The sequence below is a fragment of the Pseudomonas chaetocerotis genome (genome assembly GCF_015712105.2).
GTDB classification, from domain to species: domain Bacteria; phylum Pseudomonadota; class Gammaproteobacteria; order Pseudomonadales; family Pseudomonadaceae; genus Aquipseudomonas; species Aquipseudomonas chaetocerotis.
This window is the reverse complement of the sequence record NZ_JACFYX020000001.1, coordinates 542,982-559,566: the sequence shown is the minus strand read 5'-3', so window position 1 is coordinate 559,566 and position 16,585 is coordinate 542,982. Positions and strand designations below refer to the sequence as shown.

The window sequence follows — 16,585 nt, the reverse complement described above, 5'->3', positions numbered from 1 at the left end:
CATGTCCCAGTCTCTCAGCACCGATGTCCTGATCGTCGGCGGCGGTATCGCCGGCCTCTGGCTCAATGCGCGCTTGCGTCAGAAGGGCTTCGCCACTGTTCTGGTTGAGCGTGGCAGCCTCGGGGGCGGGCAGAGCCTGAAGTCACAGGGCATCATCCATGGCGGCGCCAAATACGCCCTGCATGGCGCGCTGACCGGTGCCTCCGAGGCCATCGCCGATATGCCGCGACGTTGGCGCGAAGCGCTGGCGGGCAATGGCGAGCTGGATCTGTCCGGTGTGCGCATTCTTTCCGACGCGCATTACCTGTGGTCGCCTGGCACTCTGGCCGGCAACCTCACCAGTTTCTTCGCCAGCAAGGCCGTTCGCGGCCGTGTCGATCAGGTCAAGGGCGAGCAATTGCCGCCGGCGCTGCAGCACCCGAAGTTCAAGGGCAAGGTCTATCGCCTCGCCGAGCTGGTGCTCGATGTGCCGAGCCTGATCGCACGCCTGGCTGAACTGGCCGGCGACAGCCTGCTGGCCGGCGAGCGTATCGAACCGCTGCAGGTCAATGGCGAGCTGTGTGGGCTGGCCGTCGACGGTCGCGAGATTCGTGCGCAGCGCGTGGTGCTCAGCGCGGGGGCCGGCAATGCCGAGTTGCTCGCTGCTCTGGGCATCGAACAGCCCGCACAGCAGTTGCGCCCCCTGCATATGGTGCTGGCCAAGGGGCCGGCGCTGAAACCGTTGTATGCACATTGCCTCGGTGGTGGGCCCAAGCCTCGGGTCACCGTGACCACCCATCCGGCGGCCGATGGGCAGTGGGTCTGGTACCTCGGTGGCGACCTGGCTGAAGCTGATGGCGTCGCTCGCGACGAGGTCGCTCAAATTCAGGCCGCGCAAAAGGAAATGGCGGCGCTGCTGCCCTGGGTCGATCAGAGCCAGACCCGCTGGGCCACGTTGCGTGTGGATCGCGCCGAGCCCGCGCAGTCGGGCCTGGTGCGCCCGGATAACGCCTTTCTCGCCGAGCACCAGCGCCTGCTGGTGGGCTGGCCGACCAAGCTGGCGCTGGCGCCGGACTTCGCTGACCGCGTTCTCGCTGCTCTGCAGCGCGATAACCTGCAGCCATCTGACCATGCGGCATTGCCCGAATTGCCGCGCCCAGCGCTGGGCCAGCCGGTGTGGGAGGCACTGCTGCCATGAGCACTCTGCACGATCTGCATCGCCCACTCGGCTCCACCGGCTTGCGGGTTTCGCCGCTGGGACTCGGCACGGTCAAGCTCGGCCGTGATCAGGGCGTGAAGTACCCCAACGGCTTTACCATTCCTGACGATGCGCAGGCGCGGGGCTTGCTGCGGCAGGCGCGCGATCTGGGCATCAATCTGATCGATACCGCGCCGGCTTACGGCGTCAGCGAACAACGCCTGGGCCCGCTGCTGCGTGGTCAGCGTGATGAGTGGGTGATCGTCAGCAAGACCGGCGAAGAGTTCGAGCAAGGGCTGTCGCACTTCGATTTCTCCCCCGCGCATACGCGCCTCTCGGTCGAGCGCAGCCTCAAACGCCTGGAGACCGACCGTATCGATCTGCTGCTGGTACATTCCGACGGCAACGATCTCGCCGTGCTACGCGAGACAGGTGTGTACGAGACGCTGGCCGCGCTCAAGCGCGAGGGCAAGATCCTCGGCTATGGCATTTCCGGCAAGACCGTCGAGGGCGGGCTGCTGGCGCTGGAACGAGGCGACTGCGCCATGGTCACTTATAACCTGAGCGAACAGGGCGAGAAGCCTGTACTGGACTACGCTGCCAGTCACGCCAAGGGCATTCTGATCAAGAAGGCGCTGGCCAGCGGCCATGCCTGCCTGGCCGAAGGTGTCGATCCGGTACGCGCCAGCTTCGAACTGATCTTCGCTCATCCGGGCGTCAGCAGCGCCATCGTCGGCACCATCACGCCCGCGCACCTGGCGGCCAATGTCGCGACAGTCGCGGCGGTTTTGCAGGGCGTCCGCTGAGGTCCCCGGTCACGTCCTCTTACAGCCTCGGGTTGTGCTGGATAGTCGGCTTGGGGCAGCCTTGAGCGGTTTTCGCTTCAACCTGATCCTCGCGTGAGCGCTGGCTGCCGAGCCGCCTCACGCCCAGCCGGAACAAGGAGTCGAGATGCCGCGTACGCTGATCCGCAAGGACCCGAGTAACTTCAAGACCCTGCCGCTGTTCGTCGAAGCCAGCCCTGATGGCCTGAGCTACCAGAGCCTGGGACAGCCACTGAATTTCCAACAGATGCTCGAGCGTCGCCGCCCGATCAAGGTGGCGGACAACTCGCGGTTTTCCGTCGAACTGGCCAACCTCGGCGTATCGGTGCGCCTGACCCTGCGTCTGCATGGACGCGACTACTGGCTGCTGGTGCGTCAGCGCCGTCCGGATCGCGGCGACACCGTGCTCAAGCTGATTTCCGGCTATGTGCCAGCGCATGAACTCAACCTCCCGTTGCTCACTGCCATTCAGGAGGTCGCCGAGGAGTGCCTGCTGGAGAGCGCCGATGGCTGGCTGAGCGGGCGTTTCGCCGATACCTGGTTGCCTACGCCCTATCAGGGCGCGCTACGTTATCGCGAGTCGAGCCATTTTCGCCTCAGCCCGTTGTCCGGCGCCGCCCGGCCGGTACAGTGCGGCAACCTGACCTTGCTCGAGCGCCCGCGTGCCTACGTGCATCTGCCGACCGCATCCTTGCAGCTGGTCTATGACCTGAGCCTGGAGCTACCGCGCGATGCTCGGCAACTGAGCCTGTTCCATGTCGACGAATGCCTGGAAGACGGCCGCCTGGTGGCGCGTCTGGAGCGTCGCCGGCCGGATATCTATTTGCTGGCATTGCAGCGCGGTGCGCCCAGTGGTGGGTTGTTCACCCTGCGCAAGGGGGAGCTGCTGCCCGCCAGTACCCGAGGGCTCTGGCTGTCGGAGAGTTTTGCCGAACAGGATGGCTGGCTGGTACGAGATGAGCGGATTCGCTGGAAGGACTGGTTGCAGCGCTACGGTGTAAAGACGCCGCAGCGGCGCGCATTGGGCATTGCATAGGGCGGGTGCAACCCGCCGTTGGCCGTCTGGCGGGTTGCACCCGCCCTACATGGGCTTCGCCGCTTTCACACTCGGCTCTCGCGCATGCGCGTCAGTTGCCGCTCCAGCAGGGCCGGATAAGGATCGAGCAGGCGCTCCACGCAGCTGGCCCCTTCCGGGCTGGCAATCGGGCGGATGCGGGCGCGCTGGCGGGCCAGGGCATCTTGCGCGACGCGTTGCTCGACCAGCAGCAGATTGCGGCTGTGTTGCGACAAGGCAAGCGCGTCCAGGGCGCTGTCGCTGAGCAGCAGGTCGGCCTGGCCCAGCTCTTCCAGATCACTGCCCAGGGTCAGCCCCAACTGCAGCTGCAGCGTGATGCCGCTGTCGGCGACCTCGATCTGCAGGGCGTGGCCCAGTGCGCGCATCAGCTCGCCACAGCAGATGGCGTGGGTCAGATAGTCCTCACCGCATTCACGCTCATGGAACAGCATCAGGCTGCTGCCATCCTTTAGCGTGTGCAGTTGTCCCTGATACAGCGCGGCAGCCTGTTCCAGGCAGCCCCGATAACGATCCAGCAGGTCCAGCAGGCGCGTACGTGGCAGGCGACGAAGCTGTTCCTGGGCGCCGAGCTGAATGGCCAGTACGGCGCTGGCTTGCGATCGGCGCGGAGTCTTGGCGACCGGTGCAGGTGCGTCGGATTCGTCACGCAGATCGGCGAAGGGATCATCCGGCTCTACCGTGTCGGGCCATGGCTTGAGCTGCTCGTCATCGCCATGCTCATCGCTGATGTCCGCTTCATCGAAGGCAGCATGCTCGGTCGCGATCTCATCCTGCTCGTCGAAGCGCTCGTCGTCTTCTCCGTGCAGATAGTTCTCGCCGTCATCAAGCAGTTGTTCGTCATCCAGTTCCTGTTCGGGCTCCGGTTTTTCAGGTACCAGGCGCGCTTGCAGTTGGCGCGCCAGATCACCGATCTCGTCGTTGCGCCCGGCGCCCGGCGCAGGATCGTCCGGGTCGCGCAGCCATAGGCGCATCTGCAGCAGTGGCGTGGAAATATGCCGGCCGAGACGCATGCTCAGCGACAGGGTGAGGGCCAGCAGGATCAGGCTGAGGATGCCCATGCTCTGCAGACTGATGGTCATCGGCTGCTGGAACTGGCTCATGTCCAGGCTGATGCGCAACTGTCCGGCCATCACTTCCTGGAAGGTGATGGAGGTGGAGTACAAACCTTCGCTTTCACCCAGCACGCTACGTGTCGGGCGCGCGCCTGCTTCGGCCAGGATGCGACTGTCCACGCTGTAGATGGCTGCATGAGCCACCAGCGGGTTTTTCGCCAGGTTGTTCAGCAGAACGTTGAGGCTGAGGATGTCGTTGGACACCAGCAGTTCGGTGGCCGAGGCCGCCGTCTGAGTGATCAGCGCCTGGCCCAGTGCATCGGCCTGCTGCTGCATGGCCTGCTTGAACTGCATGCCCATGACCCAGGCATAGATGACCATCGCCAAGGCCACCAGCAACAGGCTGTGGCTGGCGATGCGCAGCACCAGAGGCACCCGCCGCTGACGCAGCGCGTGGAAGATGAGGATGAAGAAGTTATCGGGTTTGACGGGCGCGGGCCGGTTCACAGAGCACGGCTCTTGTCGACTGAAGTTGCCGCGCAGTATAGCGAGCGGTCTGGGGCGGGCAAAGCGCGCGGCTGCCCGGATCGACGGGAAACTGGGTAGAATGTGCGCCTTTTCGTCGGTCAGTGGCCAATTCGCCGCTTGCCTGCCTCAATCGTTTGCCTTGGAGGGTGCGTCTTGCGCGAAATCGTCCTGATCAATATCACCGGCGAGGATCGCCCCGGACTTACCGCAGCCATCACCGGCGTGCTGGCTCAGGGCGGGGTGAACATCCTCGATATCGGCCAGGCGGTGATCCACGACACCCTGTCGTTCGGCATCCTCATCGAGATTCCTGACAACGGCCGCTCCCAGTCGGTGCTCAAGGATCTGCTGTTCACCGCCTACGAGCTCGATCAGCAGGTACGTTTCACCCCGGTCTCCGAAGACGACTACCGCCAGTGGGTCGGTGGCCAGGGCAAGGCCCGCCATATCGTGACGCTGTTGACGCGCAGGGTCAGCGCCGAGCAATTGCAGCGGGTCAGCGCGATCACTGCCAAGTACGGCTTGAACATCGATCACATCGATCGTCTTTCCGGGCGCATGCCGCTGGACATGCCGGCCGAACAGGGCAAGGGCTGCATCGAGTTTTCCGTGCGCGGCGAGCCGGCCGATCCCGTGGCCCTGCGCGCCGAGTTCCTCAGCGTGGCGCAGGAACTCAACGTCGACATCGCCTTCCAGCGTGACTCGGTGTTCCGCCGTAATCGCCGCCTGGCCGTATTCGACATGGACTCGACGCTGATCGAAGCCGAGGTGATCGACGAGCTGGCCAAGGCCGCCGGTGTTGGCGAGCAGGTGGCCGAGATCACTGAGCGCGCCATGCGTGGCGAGCTGGATTTCCGCGCCAGCTTCAAGGAGCGTCTGGGCTTGTTGCAGGGGTTGTCGGAAGATGTGCTGGAGGAGATCGGTGCGTCTCTGCGTCTGACCGAGGGCGCCGAAGTGCTGTTCGCCGAACTCAAGCGTCTGGGCTACAAGACCGCGATTCTCTCTGGCGGCTTCACTTACTTTGCCAAGCAACTGCAGGCCAAGCTGGGCATCGACTACGTGTTCGCCAACGAACTGCAGATCGAGAACGGCAAGGTCACCGGTGTGGCCGTCGAGCCCATCGTCGATGCGCAGCGCAAGGCGGATCTGCTGCGCGAACTGGCGCAGAAGGAAGGTTTGCAGCTGGAGCAGACCATCGCCGTCGGCGATGGCGCCAACGATCTGCCAATGCTCGGCCTGGCTGGTCTCGGTGTGGCCTTCCGTGCCAAGCCGCTGGTCAAGCAATCGGCCAAGCAGGCGATTTCCACCCTGGGCCTGGACGGCATTCTTTATCTGCTCGGCTTTCGTGATCGTGAGGGGCAGGAATAAACACCGGCGTTGCGTCGGGTATAAAAAAAAGCCGCCTGTTCAGGCGGCTTTTTTGTCGGCGTGATTCATTCGTCGCCGGCCGAGAAGTCGTAGTCCATCGACTGGCTCGGACCCTGCAGGTAGTAACCTTGAATGAAGTTGACTCCGGCCTGCCACAGCGTGGCCAGTACGCTGGCACTTTCAACGAAGGGTACGATGGTCAGCTTGGCCTGTGCATGCAAGCTGCTGAGCAGGGTTTTCAGCGCTTCCTGATTCTCTGCATTGCTCAGATCCTGGGAGAACGAGCCATCGACTTTGACGAAGTCCACTTGCAGGTGCTTGAGCGTGTTGAACGGGTTCAGCGCGCAGCCGAACTGGCTCAAGGCCACCTTGCAATGCAGCTCAGCCAGGCCTTGCGTCAGCGCCTTGGCCTGTTTCAGGTAGGCGATGGCATCGGGCTCGCTGAACTGGAACACCAGCGAGTCCGATGGCAGGCGTGCTGCCTTGAGTGCCACGCTGAGCCAGGGTAGCAGCGTCTGGTCCTGCAGGCTGGCGCTGGACAGGTGCACGAACAGTCGCGTGTTATGGCCTCTGGAGCGGTGGTCTGCCAGTAGCTTGATCGAGTTGAGGATCACCCAGCGGTCGATCTTCTCGCCCAGACCGGCATCCTTGGCGGCGGCGAGGAAATCGAGCGGCGGCACCTCCGTACCCTGAGGATTGAGCAGGCGCAGCAGCACTTCGTAATGTTCGTGGGCATCGCCACGCAGGCTGATGATCGGCTGGAACAGCAGCCGGAAGCTGTTGTTCTCCAGCGCCTGCTGTACCATCGCCAGCAGGCTGCCGCGGTTGGCCGCTGCGGCGAGTTCATCGGCCGGGTTGAATACTTTGATGGCATTGCCGTCACTGAGCTCGTCGGCACAGCGGTGCGCGCGATCGATGACTTCCTGCGCCTTGGCGGTTTTCTCGCTAAGGCCGGCGACACCGATCGACAGCGTGGTCTGGGCGGTGCGGCCGCTGACATCGAACAGGTGGGCTTCGACCCTCTTCAGCAGGGGCACCAGGCTGGCTTGGCACTGCTCGGGCGACTGGCCCGGGAGCAAGGCAGCGAACACGTCGTCGCCGAAGCGGGCCAGCTGGGTCTCCGCCGGGAAATGTGCGCGCAGCAGGCCGGCCAGATCGGTCAGCAGCAGGTCGGTGCCGGCCAGGCCGATCTCGCCCTGCATGCTGGCGTAACGATCGACACGGATATACGCCAGAGTCGAAGGCTGACCGGTGTTGACGGCGCGCTCGGCAGCATTGTCCATCAGCTCGAGGAAGTGGTTGCGGTTGAACAGGCCGGTGACCAGATCCTGGCTGCTGATCTCGCGCAGTTTCTCTTCCAGTTCGGCATTGGAGGTTTCCGCGCGGATCACCACCTGAATGCACGGCTCGCCATCATAGGTGGCGGGGGAGAAGGTCATTTGCGCGGCGAAGCTGCTGCCATCGGCACGTACGCCCTGGCAATTGAGCTCGGCATTGCCTTCGGCGCTCTGGTAGTTCTTCAGGAAATCCTTGAACGCAGCGTGATCGGCACTGGCGATCAGGTCGATCATCGGCATGCCTTCCAGCTCTTCACCATCCTCGTAGCTGAACAGCTCGAGATAGGCCCGGTTGGCATAGATGTGCATGCCGTCGTGGACGTAGGTGATGGCGTCTACCGAGCTTTCCAGCAACAGCTGACAGCGTTTCTCCGCTTCGCGCAATGCCACTTCGGCGGCACGACGTGCGCGACGTTCCTCGAGGTTCGCCAGCTCGCGCTTGGCTACCAACACCAGGCGTTCGTCTTCGCCTTGCGGCAGGGCGTCTTGCGCGCCGAACAACAGGGCTTCGGTGATGATCTCGGAATCGTTTTCCTCGACCAGCTGGATGACGGGGATGTCCTTGGCCTGGCGGCGGATGGCACTGATCGCCTCGCTTGGGTCGAGATGCTCGCTGCTCGCTGCGCAGATCAGCAGGTCCCAGGTCTGTTGCAGTGTCTCCGTCAGGTCATCGCTGGAAGTCAGACGATGCACGCGAGTAGCATGCCCGGCGTTGCGGAACAGACTGACTAGGCGCTCAGCTTCGTTCTGCGAGTCTTCGAGAATCAGCAGGCGGATGGTTTTTTTTTCGATGGCCATAGAGGGGTCATTACCGCGCCGAACGGACGCGAAAAGGCGACAAATGGTGAGTTCGCCGGAGCCTACAGCGACTTCCAGAGCGAGTCAAAATCTTCCTCCCCTACAGGCTTCTGGCTTTGCGAGGCTGTGACCGGTGTCCCGGCCGCACCTTCTTCTTCGCCCACGCGGCGATACTCGAACTGGCTGAAGCTGCCGGTGCTGACCTGCCTGCGGGTGAGCAGGGCGCGGTGTTCTTCACCGTGGTCGTTGATCAGTACCTTGCTGCCCTCCTGGAATGGCAGGCGCGGGGTGATCAGGCTGGCGGGGCGAGAAATGGCGCTGATTTCCGGTAGCAGCAGGGCGCGCAGGTACTGGCTGTTCTGCTCGGCCTTGCGCAACAACTGCAGGCCACAGGGGCGCGCGTGTGGTGCTATCAGCTCGATACCCATCTGTGTGCCGCCGCCACGAACCTGGCGAATCCAGCGCACGATGGCCACGCTCCAGCCCTGGCTGGGGTTGTCTTGTACACCCAGCAACTCGCCCGCCTGCAGTTGGCTGGGGACGTCCTTGGGCCAGGACAGGCAATAGCCGCCGGGGCTGTGATTGACGATGGGCAGGGGGAAGGTCGGGTAACTCTCGCCATTGTTCTCAGGCTGCGCCTGTTCACCAGGGGTTACCTTGGTGTACTGAATCTCTTCGAAGTGGATTTCCTCAGCCGCATTGCGCTGGGCATCGAAGGCGTTCGACCAGACATCAGGCTCGCCCGTGGACGGCTTGAATACCGCAGCGCCCAGCTCGACCGGACGTTTGAGTACTTCGGCGAACGAGCAGCATCCGGAGAGGAAGAAATGCAACGCGGTCATGCCGATGCACAGGGTCAGGCTGCCTTGCCCAGGTGTTCGCTGGAAGGTGCGCTCGGCGATGTCGCCCCAGGCTGCGGCAACATGCTGCAGCAAGTCGAGGGTGATGCCCTCTGGAACCATCAGGCGCGATTTGTTGCGCTCGTCTTCGGGGAGTTCCAGGTATTCCTTGATGGCATCGACCAGCGGCTGCGTGTCGATACCCAGCAGGTGGTGCAATTCGCTGCTCTGATACAGCGACTTATAGCGCGGCGGGCCATCGACCTGCGGCGCCAGCACGAACAGGCTGTCAGCATGGTCGCCTGGCTGAAGCTTGACCAGCGCGCTCCAGGGTTCCAGCGCTTCTGCCAGACGTGCGATGCCGCTCTGACGCATCTGGTTGGTGCGCGCACAGCCCAGCAGCAGCGCGGTCACGTAGGACTGTTCGGGGCTCAAACCCAGGGTGTGACGGGCCAGCGGGTCACGAATGACCTGGCGTTGCAGGCGCTGCTCGCAGGCAATCTGGTAGAGCTGGTGCAGCTCCAGCCACAGCCCTTCCGGAACCGGGCAGTAAAGCTGACTGGCACGAATCAGCGGGCTGCACAGGCTGTGGCTGGCGCGCTGCAGGGAAACGGCGAGCAGTTGGTCGCGATCCTTGCCGCTGCGAGTGATCACGCGGGAGATGATCAGCTTGTAGCCGACTGCCAGGTGGTTTTGCAGCGCCTGGCACAGGTTGGCCACCTTGCGCGGGCGCTCGTCGAGGACGATGGCCTGGTTGAGAAAATGACGCTCCAGGTGTTGGCAGACGAAGCTGACTTCCGGGCGCAGCAACTCCAGCAACTGCAGGCGGTTTTCCGAGGGGGTGAGGAATTGGTTGAGTTCCACCAGGCTCTGATACAACTGACGTGCAGTTTCACCGATGTTCGCCTTGGGCAGGCCTGCGATCCAGCGTTTCAGATCGCGGGGACTGCCGTCGCAGAAGCTCAGACTCTGCTTGCTCGGCGTGGGAACGCGCAACAGGTGAAGGTGGGTACTCTGTCTATCCATCAAACTCGGATACTCCGGCCACGCAATGCCAAGCGGCTCTAGTAATAGTCTTTCGAACTCTAGCAGTATCTGCCTGCGCTGGCAGCCCGTCCGGGTGGACGGGTTACCTCGCCAGAGTACGGATCTATGACCGAACGGTCGAGATGCGGGTTCCTTTTCTCAGCGGCTCAGTTCTGAGCGGTGCCCATCAGCTGGCCCATGCGCACCGGGCTGCCAGCGTCCAGCTCCTGGGCCCATTGCACCTGGTTCGGGCCGAACAGGACGATGGCCGTGGAGCCCAGTTTGAAACGGCCCATTTCTGCGCCCTTGGCCAGTTCGATCGGCCCGCGCGCTTGCGCGTCATAGCGGGTGCTCTTGAGCTCGCGCTTGGGTGGGGTGACCAGACCGGCCCATACGGTTTCCACGCTGGCGACGATCATCGCGCCCACCAGTACCACGGCCATCGGCCCGCGCTCGGTGTCGAACAGGCAAACCACGCGCTCGTTGCGGGCAAACAGTTCCGGCACATTTTCCGCGGTGGTCTGGTTGACCGAGAACAGGCGGCCCGGCACGTAGACCATCTCTTTCAGCGTGCCGCCCAGCGGCATATGGACGCGGTGATAATCCTTCGGCGAGAGGTACACGGTGGCGAACTGGCCGCCCATGAACGGCGCGGCGCGTTCGGCGTCGCCGCCAAGGAGTTCGACAGCGCTGAAGCTGTGGCCCTTGGCCTGGAAGATGCGACCGTGCTCGATGGCGCCGAGTTGGCTGATTGCCCCGTCGGCCGGGCTGAGAATGGCGCCGGGAGTTTCATCCAGCGGGCGCGCGCCGTCTTTCAGAGCGCGGGTGAAGAACGCGTTGAAATGTTCGTAAGCACGCAGGTCCTCGATTTGCGCTTCGCTCATGTTGACCTGGTACTGCTTGGCGAACCACGAGATCAGCGGATTCTTCAGCCAGCCGATACGGCATTCGGCAACGCAGCCGATCAGGCGCGACAGCAGGTGATGGGGCAGCAGGTACTGGCTGAGGATAAAAAGACGTTGTTTCATCGTGTTTCCTTGAAGGTTCTGAACCGGCACTGGCGTGACCAGACCGGGTGCAACTGAATGGTCGACGGACTCAGCGTTCGATGGGTGTGTCGGGCAGGTTGCCCCACTCGGACCAGGAGCCGGCATAGGCCTTAACGCGTGGATAGCCGAGCGCCTTGGCGACCACGTAGCTGAAGCCGGAGCGGCGGTGCGTCTGGCAGTGAGTGATCACTTCCTTGTCGGGCGTGATGCCCAGGCCTTGCAGGACGTCGGCGATATCCGTGCGGATGCGCATGCCGCGTTGCGGGTCCATGCCGGCAGTCCATTCGAAATGGGTGGCGCCGGGGATATGTCCGCCACGCGCGGAGCTCAGTTTTTCGCCACGGTATTCGTCCGCTCCGCGCACGTCCCAGATGGCCAGGTCGGTAGCATCCAGGCGCGATTGCAGGTACTCGCGGGTGGCGGTGGGGGCATCGCTCAGCGTCAGTGCCACCTCGGTGCGGGTCACTGCGGGCTGTTCCTGGCTCAGTTCGAGGCCATCGCTGATCCAGGCCTGCAGGCCGCCATTGAGGAAGTGGTAACGCTGATGGCCGATCACGTCGAGTAGCCAGATGAAACGACCGGCCCAAGGCCCGCCCTCATCGTCGTAGACCACATAAACGGCATCCGTGTGATGACCGATATCGGCGAACAGCGCTTCGAGCTGCGCTCGCTCGGGCAGCAGGCCGGGAGCGGGCGGCGCGCCCAGTTGCGTGCGCTTGGTATCCACCCAGCGCGCGCCTGGGATGTGGCCGGCGGCGTAGCGCGCTGCGCTGCTCAGATCGAGCAGGATCAGGTCGGCTGCATCCAGGTGTTCGGCCAGTTGGGTTGGCTCGATCACCAGTGGCAAGTTGTCGAAGGCGGACATGACGGCCTCCTTGAATGAAAAGAGGTCGATTGTAGCGGAAACAGAGCGCTTCAGCGCCCGCGCCTGGAAAAGCTGCCCAGCGCGCGCTCGATGCACTGCACGGTCTTGCCGAACGCCTGCAGGCAGACGTTATTGAGCGGTTGGCCGCCCTGATCGGCCACGATCAGCATCACCACCCGACCGTTGTTGGCCACGGAACGCAGCAGCAGATGCTCGCTGGGAAACAGGGCCTTGAGGTTGCCCGGCAGCAGTGCCGAAAACTGCGCCACGTTGCTGGGCATCAGGCGCAGTTGACCCGGCGTGCTGAGCAGGCGTTTCAACACCTGGCTTTGTGCCGGGTCGAGGCTGAGGGTGGCCGCGCTGACATCGAGCCCCGCCTGTTGCTGGGTTTGCAGGCGGGTGTGCTGACGGTCGGCAAGAAGCAGCAGGACGCGCTTCATGCCGCAGGCCTGCAAGGCGTCGCGGGCGCAGGCAGTCAGCTGCGGCACGTTGGCAAACGTGCTGGGTTCGGCGAGCAGCCGTGCACAGTGCTGACGCCAGGTGGCAAGGTCATCGCGCTTGGGTGGTGCTGCGGCGCTAACGGCTGGTTTCAGACGACGGGTGTCCCACGGCCAGATCAGGGCCTGGGCCGGGTGCCACAGTGCGTGATCGTGAATCAGGCGTGCGCTGCTCACGGCGTGCTGGTGCACTTGCTGTTGCAGCTCGCTCAGAGGAATCTGCAGGTAAAGTCCGGTAAGACGCTGCCAGCGCAGGCTGTGCGCGGTATCCCAGGAATGGTGAGCGGATACTGCCAGGCCGTTGGCCAGCAGCACGCAGTTGCTCGGATGGGTGAGCCAGTGGCGCAGGGGGATGTCGGCGTCGAGCATCTGCTGCTGATGCAGCGGGTGTTCGTTGTCGCGTGCGATGTGCAGCGCCCGGACCAGCTGGCGCCGATCACGCTCGAGCAGGCGGTAGCCGCGCACGATCCACTCCGGCAGTCGCCAGCGCTCGGCGAGTTTGACGCACAGCTGGATCAAGGTGACGCCGAGCAACTCTTTCTCTACTGCAGCCGGTCGCTCACCCTTGAGCAATACACGTTGCTCCCAGGCCTCGAACAGCTGCGGATGGGCGCACAGCAATGGCCAGATCGGCGCCAGAAACAGCAGGCTGCAGCCGTGCAATTCATTCCACAGGCGCGCCAGGCGCGCACCGAACAGGCCGCGAGCCTGTTGGCTGGCATGCTGACTGATCAGCAAAATCTGCTTGAATGCCAGAGGGATGTCGTTCTCTGGCAGGGCGGGTGCCTGGTTGAGAAGGGCCTCGCAGCGGCTCAGACCCAGGCGCGACAGCGCGGTTTCGATGCTCTCGGCTGGATCGCTGAGGCTGTTGCTCGATTGGTTTGCCTCGCGCAGCACCTGCAGGGCGAAAGAGGGGCTGGATTCTATCGCCTCGGCAATTTCACGCCAGGTTCGGCGGCTGTCTCCCAGGATGCGACGCAGGCGCACATGCTGCTGCTGCTCGATAGGCAGTGGCAACTTGCCCAGGTGTTGTACCCAGGCGTCCAGAGTGCGCGGCAGAGACTTTGACGTCGACATATTGGCTCGAGTCGAACTGGCTTTTGACCATAACTGGCTATAGTCTGGCGTATAAGTTCCGATAATTAGAAGGGTTGTTTTCAATAACCCATCCACTAGGCTCTGCAAGCATTTATTCCATGGTAAAAATCTTAGGCATCATTGTCGTCTTTGGCTGTGTGCTCGGCGGGTTCATACTCTCGGGCGGGAAGTTCATGGCATTGATCCACCCCTTCGAGGTTCTGATCATTGGTGGCGCGGCGCTGGGGGCATTTCTGCAGGCCAACCCGGGCAGCATGTTCATGACGGTGTTCAAGAAATCGCTGAGCATGTTCGGCAGTCGCTTCACCCACGCTTATTACCTCGAAGTGCTCAGGCTGCTGTACGAGATCCTCAACAAGAGTCGCCGCGAGGGCATGATGGCCATCGAGGCAGACATCGAAGATCCCGGCGCCAGCCCGATCTTCAGCAAGTATCCCGGTGTGCTCAAGGACGCGCGGATGACCGCGTTCATCTGCGATTACCTGCGCATCATGTCTTCCGGCAACATGGCTCCGCACGAACTGGAAGGTCTGTTCGATATGGAACTGGCCAGCCTCAAGGAAGAAGTGGAGCACCCGGCTCACGCCGTGGCCAAGGTCGCCGACGGCATGCCGGCCATGGGTATCGTCGCGGCCGTGCTGGGTATCGTGATCACCATGTCGATCCTGGCAGAAGCGGATAACGCGCAGATCGGTGAAAAGGTGGGTACTGCTCTGGTCGGCACCTTCCTCGGCATTCTCGCTTCGTATGGTTTCTTCGGTCCGTTGTCGAACGCCCTGGAGCATGATGCCAAGGAAGAACTGAACCTTTACGAAGCGATCAAGGCGACCCTGGTCGCTTCTGCCTCGGGCATGCCGCCGACCCTGGCCGTAGAGTTCGGGCGCAAGGTGCTGTATCCGGCACATCGTCCGAGCTTCAGCGAGCTCGAACAGGCCATGCGCGGCAGCTAAGCCATGGAGAATAACCAACCCATCATCGTCAAGCGGGTCAAGAAGACCGCTGGCGGCCATCATGGCGGTGCCTGGAAGATCGCTTTTGCCGACTTCGCAACCGCCATGATGGCGTTCTTTCTGGTCATGTGGCTGATGACGTCGGCCACTCCAGAGCAGAAGAAAGCCATTTCCGGCTATTTCCAGGACCCGATCGGTTTCACCGAGAGTGCCAGTCCATATGCCATCGACCTGGGCGGTACGCCTACGCCAGCGCCCGAGCGCACTCTCAATCCGGACATCTCCGAGACGCCGGAGAGTCAGCCGGATGAGACCGGCGTCAGCACCGACCAGATCGAAACCCTGGCTGAAAAGATGGAGCAGGAGCGTCTGGAGCTGCTGTTGCAGGAGTTGCAGAACAAGGTCGAGGAGAATCCCGAGCTGCAGCGCTTCAAGGACCAGATACTGTTCGAAATCACTCAGGATGGCTTGCGCATCCAGATCATGGACGCCGAGAACCGGCCGATGTTTGCCCTCGGCAGTGCCGACCTTCAGCCCTATTTCGAGGACATCCTGCTGGCCATGGCCGACACCATTCGCGCAGTGCCGAACAAGATCAGTATCAGCGGTCACACCGATGCCAAGCCTTTCGTAGGGCGCGGCGATTTCGGTAACTGGGAGCTGTCATCCAGTCGTGCCAACGCTGCGAGGCGCACGCTGGTGGCGGGCGGCTATCCGGACGAGCAGGTGGCGCGGGTGGTCGGTTATGCCTCGTCGGCGCTGTTCGACCGCGAGGACCCATTCAATCCCGTTAATCGGCGCATCGATATCGTCGTGCTGACTAAGAAGGCGCAGCGCGCCATCGAGGGCGAACAAGGTGTCGAGGAGGGGGCTGCGCCCACGCCAGGCGAGGTTCCGGCGGACGCGGCGAGTGAACCGCTGGCGCCAGAGCAACTGCAGCAGCGCCTGAACATCTTCGAAGAAGGCGCCCTGCAGTTCGATCAGCTGAATAATCAGTAATCGTCTTCCGGCAGGCTGGCGATGATATGTCGGTAGCTGGCCATGCGCTGTGGTTGTAAGCGGCCGTCTTCCAGGGCCTGCAAAAGCGCACAACCAGGTTCGCGATCATGCTTGCAGTCACGGAAGCGGCAGCGCCCTAGCAGGTCGTGGAATTCGATGAAGCCCGCTTCCACGTCATCACGACTGACATGGCCGAGGCCGAATTCGCGAATACCGGGGGAGTCGATCAGTTGACCACCACCGGGAAAGTGGAAAAGCCGTGCGGTGGTGGTGGTATGCGTACCCTTGCCGGTCAACTCCGACAGCGCGCCGACACGCGTATCGACGCCGGGTAGCAGGCTGTTGACCAGCGATGACTTGCCTACGCCAGACTGGCCCACGAATACGCTGACGTTTCCGTTCAGGCGGCTTTTCAACTGCTCCATGCCATCGCCCTGATGGGCCGAGACTTCCAGCAGCGGATACTCAAGCTCTCGATAGACCTTGAGCAGCGCGTCCAGCGCCACCTGGTTCTGCTCATCGATCAGATCGGCCTTGTTCAGCAGCAGCAGCGGGCGAATACCCGCGTGCTCGGCGGCTACCAGATAGCGGTCGATCAGGTTGGCGTGCGGCTCGGGCAGCGGCGCGAAGACGATGACGATCTGGTCGACGTTGGCCGCTACCGGCTTGAGTTGGCCGCGCATGTCGGGGCGGCACAGCTCGCTGTTTCGCGGCAGTTGCGCGACGATGACACCGTCACCCTGATTGCCGGGACGCCAGACCACCTGATCGCCGGTGACCAGCGCCGGCAGGTTGGCGCGCAGGTGGCAGCGAAATACCTGGCCAGCCATCTCACCCTGCAAACCTTCGATTTCCACCTGCACGCCGAAGTGAGCGATCACCAGGCCGGTCTGTTCCGGGCCGAGGTCGCCGCCTTCCAGTGCTTCCATTGCCCGCGATTCACGCTTGGCGGCGCGGGTAGCGCGTTCGCCTTGAATCTTTTCGATCCGCCAGTTCTGGCGGCGGTTGAGTTGGCGTTTGGCCATGGAGCATCCGGGTAGTGGAGTGTTGATCGCGGCGAGTTTAGCATGAGCGCTCGGCAGCCATTCGGCTGTCAGGAACAG

General features: G+C 63.0%; 13 protein-coding genes. 6 read left to right on the top strand and 7 right to left on the bottom strand.

What is annotated here, in order from left to right; translation table 11 throughout:
* Position 1: 1 nt before the first annotated feature.
* The 3 genes from H3221_RS02570 (at position 2) to H3221_RS02560 (ending at position 3,037) form a co-directional block, all read left to right on the top strand.
* Positions 2–1,177, top strand: coding sequence for an NAD(P)/FAD-dependent oxidoreductase (locus tag H3221_RS02570; RefSeq protein ID WP_196476296.1), 1,176 nt, complete (start codon positions 2–4; stop codon positions 1,175–1,177).
* Positions 1,174–1,983, top strand: coding sequence for an aldo/keto reductase (locus H3221_RS02565; RefSeq protein WP_196476295.1), 810 nt, complete (start codon positions 1,174–1,176; stop codon positions 1,981–1,983). Before H3221_RS02570 ends, H3221_RS02565 begins: the two co-directional genes overlap by 4 nt.
* Before the next feature lie 145 nt (positions 1,984–2,128).
* Entirely contained in the window at positions 2,129–3,037 is a 909-nt protein-coding gene (locus H3221_RS02560) for a metal ABC transporter ATPase (protein ID WP_196476294.1), read from the top strand.
* 65 nt (positions 3,038–3,102) lie between these two features.
* On the opposite strand, the gene H3221_RS02555 is transcribed toward H3221_RS02560, so the two are convergent.
* Positions 3,103–4,635, bottom strand: a complete 1,533-nt coding sequence (locus tag H3221_RS02555) for an AhpA/YtjB family protein (protein ID WP_196476293.1) — start codon at positions 4,633–4,635, stop codon at positions 3,103–3,105.
* A gap of 174 nt (positions 4,636–4,809) precedes the next feature.
* Between H3221_RS02555 and serB the strand changes: the two genes are divergently transcribed.
* Positions 4,810–6,024 (top strand): phosphoserine phosphatase SerB, encoded by a 1,215-nt coding sequence (serB, locus tag H3221_RS02550; protein ID WP_196476292.1) that lies wholly within the window; start codon positions 4,810–4,812, stop codon positions 6,022–6,024.
* Between the two features lie 65 nt (positions 6,025–6,089).
* Here the strand turns inward: serB and H3221_RS02545 are convergent, their stop codons facing one another.
* The 5 genes from H3221_RS02545 to H3221_RS02525 all read right to left on the bottom strand — a co-directional run bounded on the left by H3221_RS02545 (position 6,090) and on the right by H3221_RS02525 (position 13,512).
* Complete coding sequence (locus tag H3221_RS02545; protein ID WP_196476291.1) at positions 6,090–8,159, bottom strand: EAL domain-containing response regulator; 2,070 nt, start codon at positions 8,157–8,159, stop codon at positions 6,090–6,092.
* Between the two features lie 62 nt (positions 8,160–8,221).
* On the bottom strand, positions 8,222–10,024 hold the full coding sequence (locus H3221_RS02540; RefSeq protein WP_196476290.1) for a molecular chaperone: 1,803 nt from the start codon (positions 10,022–10,024) through the stop codon (positions 8,222–8,224).
* A gap of 167 nt (positions 10,025–10,191) precedes the next feature.
* A complete protein-coding gene (gene asd, locus H3221_RS02535) occupies positions 10,192–11,052 on the bottom strand; it encodes an archaetidylserine decarboxylase (RefSeq protein WP_196476289.1) in 861 nt (286 codons plus the stop codon).
* A gap of 70 nt (positions 11,053–11,122) precedes the next feature.
* Complete coding sequence (locus tag H3221_RS02530) at positions 11,123–11,938, bottom strand: rhodanese-like domain-containing protein (protein ID WP_196476288.1); 816 nt, start codon at positions 11,936–11,938, stop codon at positions 11,123–11,125.
* Between the two features lie 50 nt (positions 11,939–11,988).
* Entirely contained in the window at positions 11,989–13,512 is a 1,524-nt protein-coding gene (locus H3221_RS02525) for an HDOD domain-containing protein (RefSeq protein WP_224490456.1), read from the bottom strand.
* Between the two features lie 119 nt (positions 13,513–13,631).
* Here H3221_RS02525 and motA point away from each other — a divergent pair, with 119 nt between their 5' ends.
* Positions 13,632–14,483, top strand: coding sequence for a flagellar motor stator protein MotA (gene motA, locus H3221_RS02520; RefSeq protein ID WP_196477147.1), 852 nt, complete (start codon positions 13,632–13,634; stop codon positions 14,481–14,483).
* Between the two features lie 3 nt (positions 14,484–14,486).
* Positions 14,487–15,482, top strand: a complete 996-nt coding sequence (gene motB / locus H3221_RS02515) for a flagellar motor protein MotB (RefSeq protein WP_196477146.1) — start codon at positions 14,487–14,489, stop codon at positions 15,480–15,482.
* Here the strand turns inward: motB and rsgA are convergent.
* Positions 15,476–16,507, bottom strand: coding sequence for a small ribosomal subunit biogenesis GTPase RsgA (gene rsgA / locus H3221_RS02510; protein WP_196477145.1), 1,032 nt, complete (start codon positions 16,505–16,507; stop codon positions 15,476–15,478). The genes motB and rsgA overlap by 7 nt on opposite strands.
* Positions 16,508–16,585 lie beyond the last annotated feature (78 nt).

Bases quoted from the DNA above. Each gene is read 5' to 3' on its own strand.
- H3221_RS02525 (WP_224490456.1), bottom strand. From the start codon at position 13,512: ATGTCGACGTCAAAGTCTCTGCCGCGCACTCTGGACGCCTGGGTACAA.
- motA (WP_196477147.1), top strand. From the start codon at position 13,632: ATGGTAAAAATCTTAGGCATCATTGTCGTCTTTGGCTGTGTGCTCGGC.
- rsgA (WP_196477145.1), bottom strand. From the start codon at position 16,507: ATGGCCAAACGCCAACTCAACCGCCGCCAGAACTGGCGGATCGAAAAG.
- H3221_RS02545 (WP_196476291.1), bottom strand. From the start codon at position 8,159: ATGGCCATCGAAAAAAAAACCATCCGCCTGCTGATTCTCGAAGACTCG.
- H3221_RS02560 (WP_196476294.1), top strand. From the start codon at position 2,129: ATGCCGCGTACGCTGATCCGCAAGGACCCGAGTAACTTCAAGACCCTG.
- H3221_RS02530 (WP_196476288.1), bottom strand. From the start codon at position 11,938: ATGTCCGCCTTCGACAACTTGCCACTGGTGATCGAGCCAACCCAACTG.
- motB (WP_196477146.1), top strand. From the start codon at position 14,487: ATGGAGAATAACCAACCCATCATCGTCAAGCGGGTCAAGAAGACCGCT.
- H3221_RS02565 (WP_196476295.1), top strand. From the start codon at position 1,174: ATGAGCACTCTGCACGATCTGCATCGCCCACTCGGCTCCACCGGCTTG.
- H3221_RS02540 (WP_196476290.1), bottom strand. From the start codon at position 10,024: ATGGATAGACAGAGTACCCACCTTCACCTGTTGCGCGTTCCCACGCCG.
- asd (WP_196476289.1), bottom strand. From the start codon at position 11,052: ATGAAACAACGTCTTTTTATCCTCAGCCAGTACCTGCTGCCCCATCAC.
- H3221_RS02570 (WP_196476296.1), top strand. From the start codon at position 2: ATGTCCCAGTCTCTCAGCACCGATGTCCTGATCGTCGGCGGCGGTATC.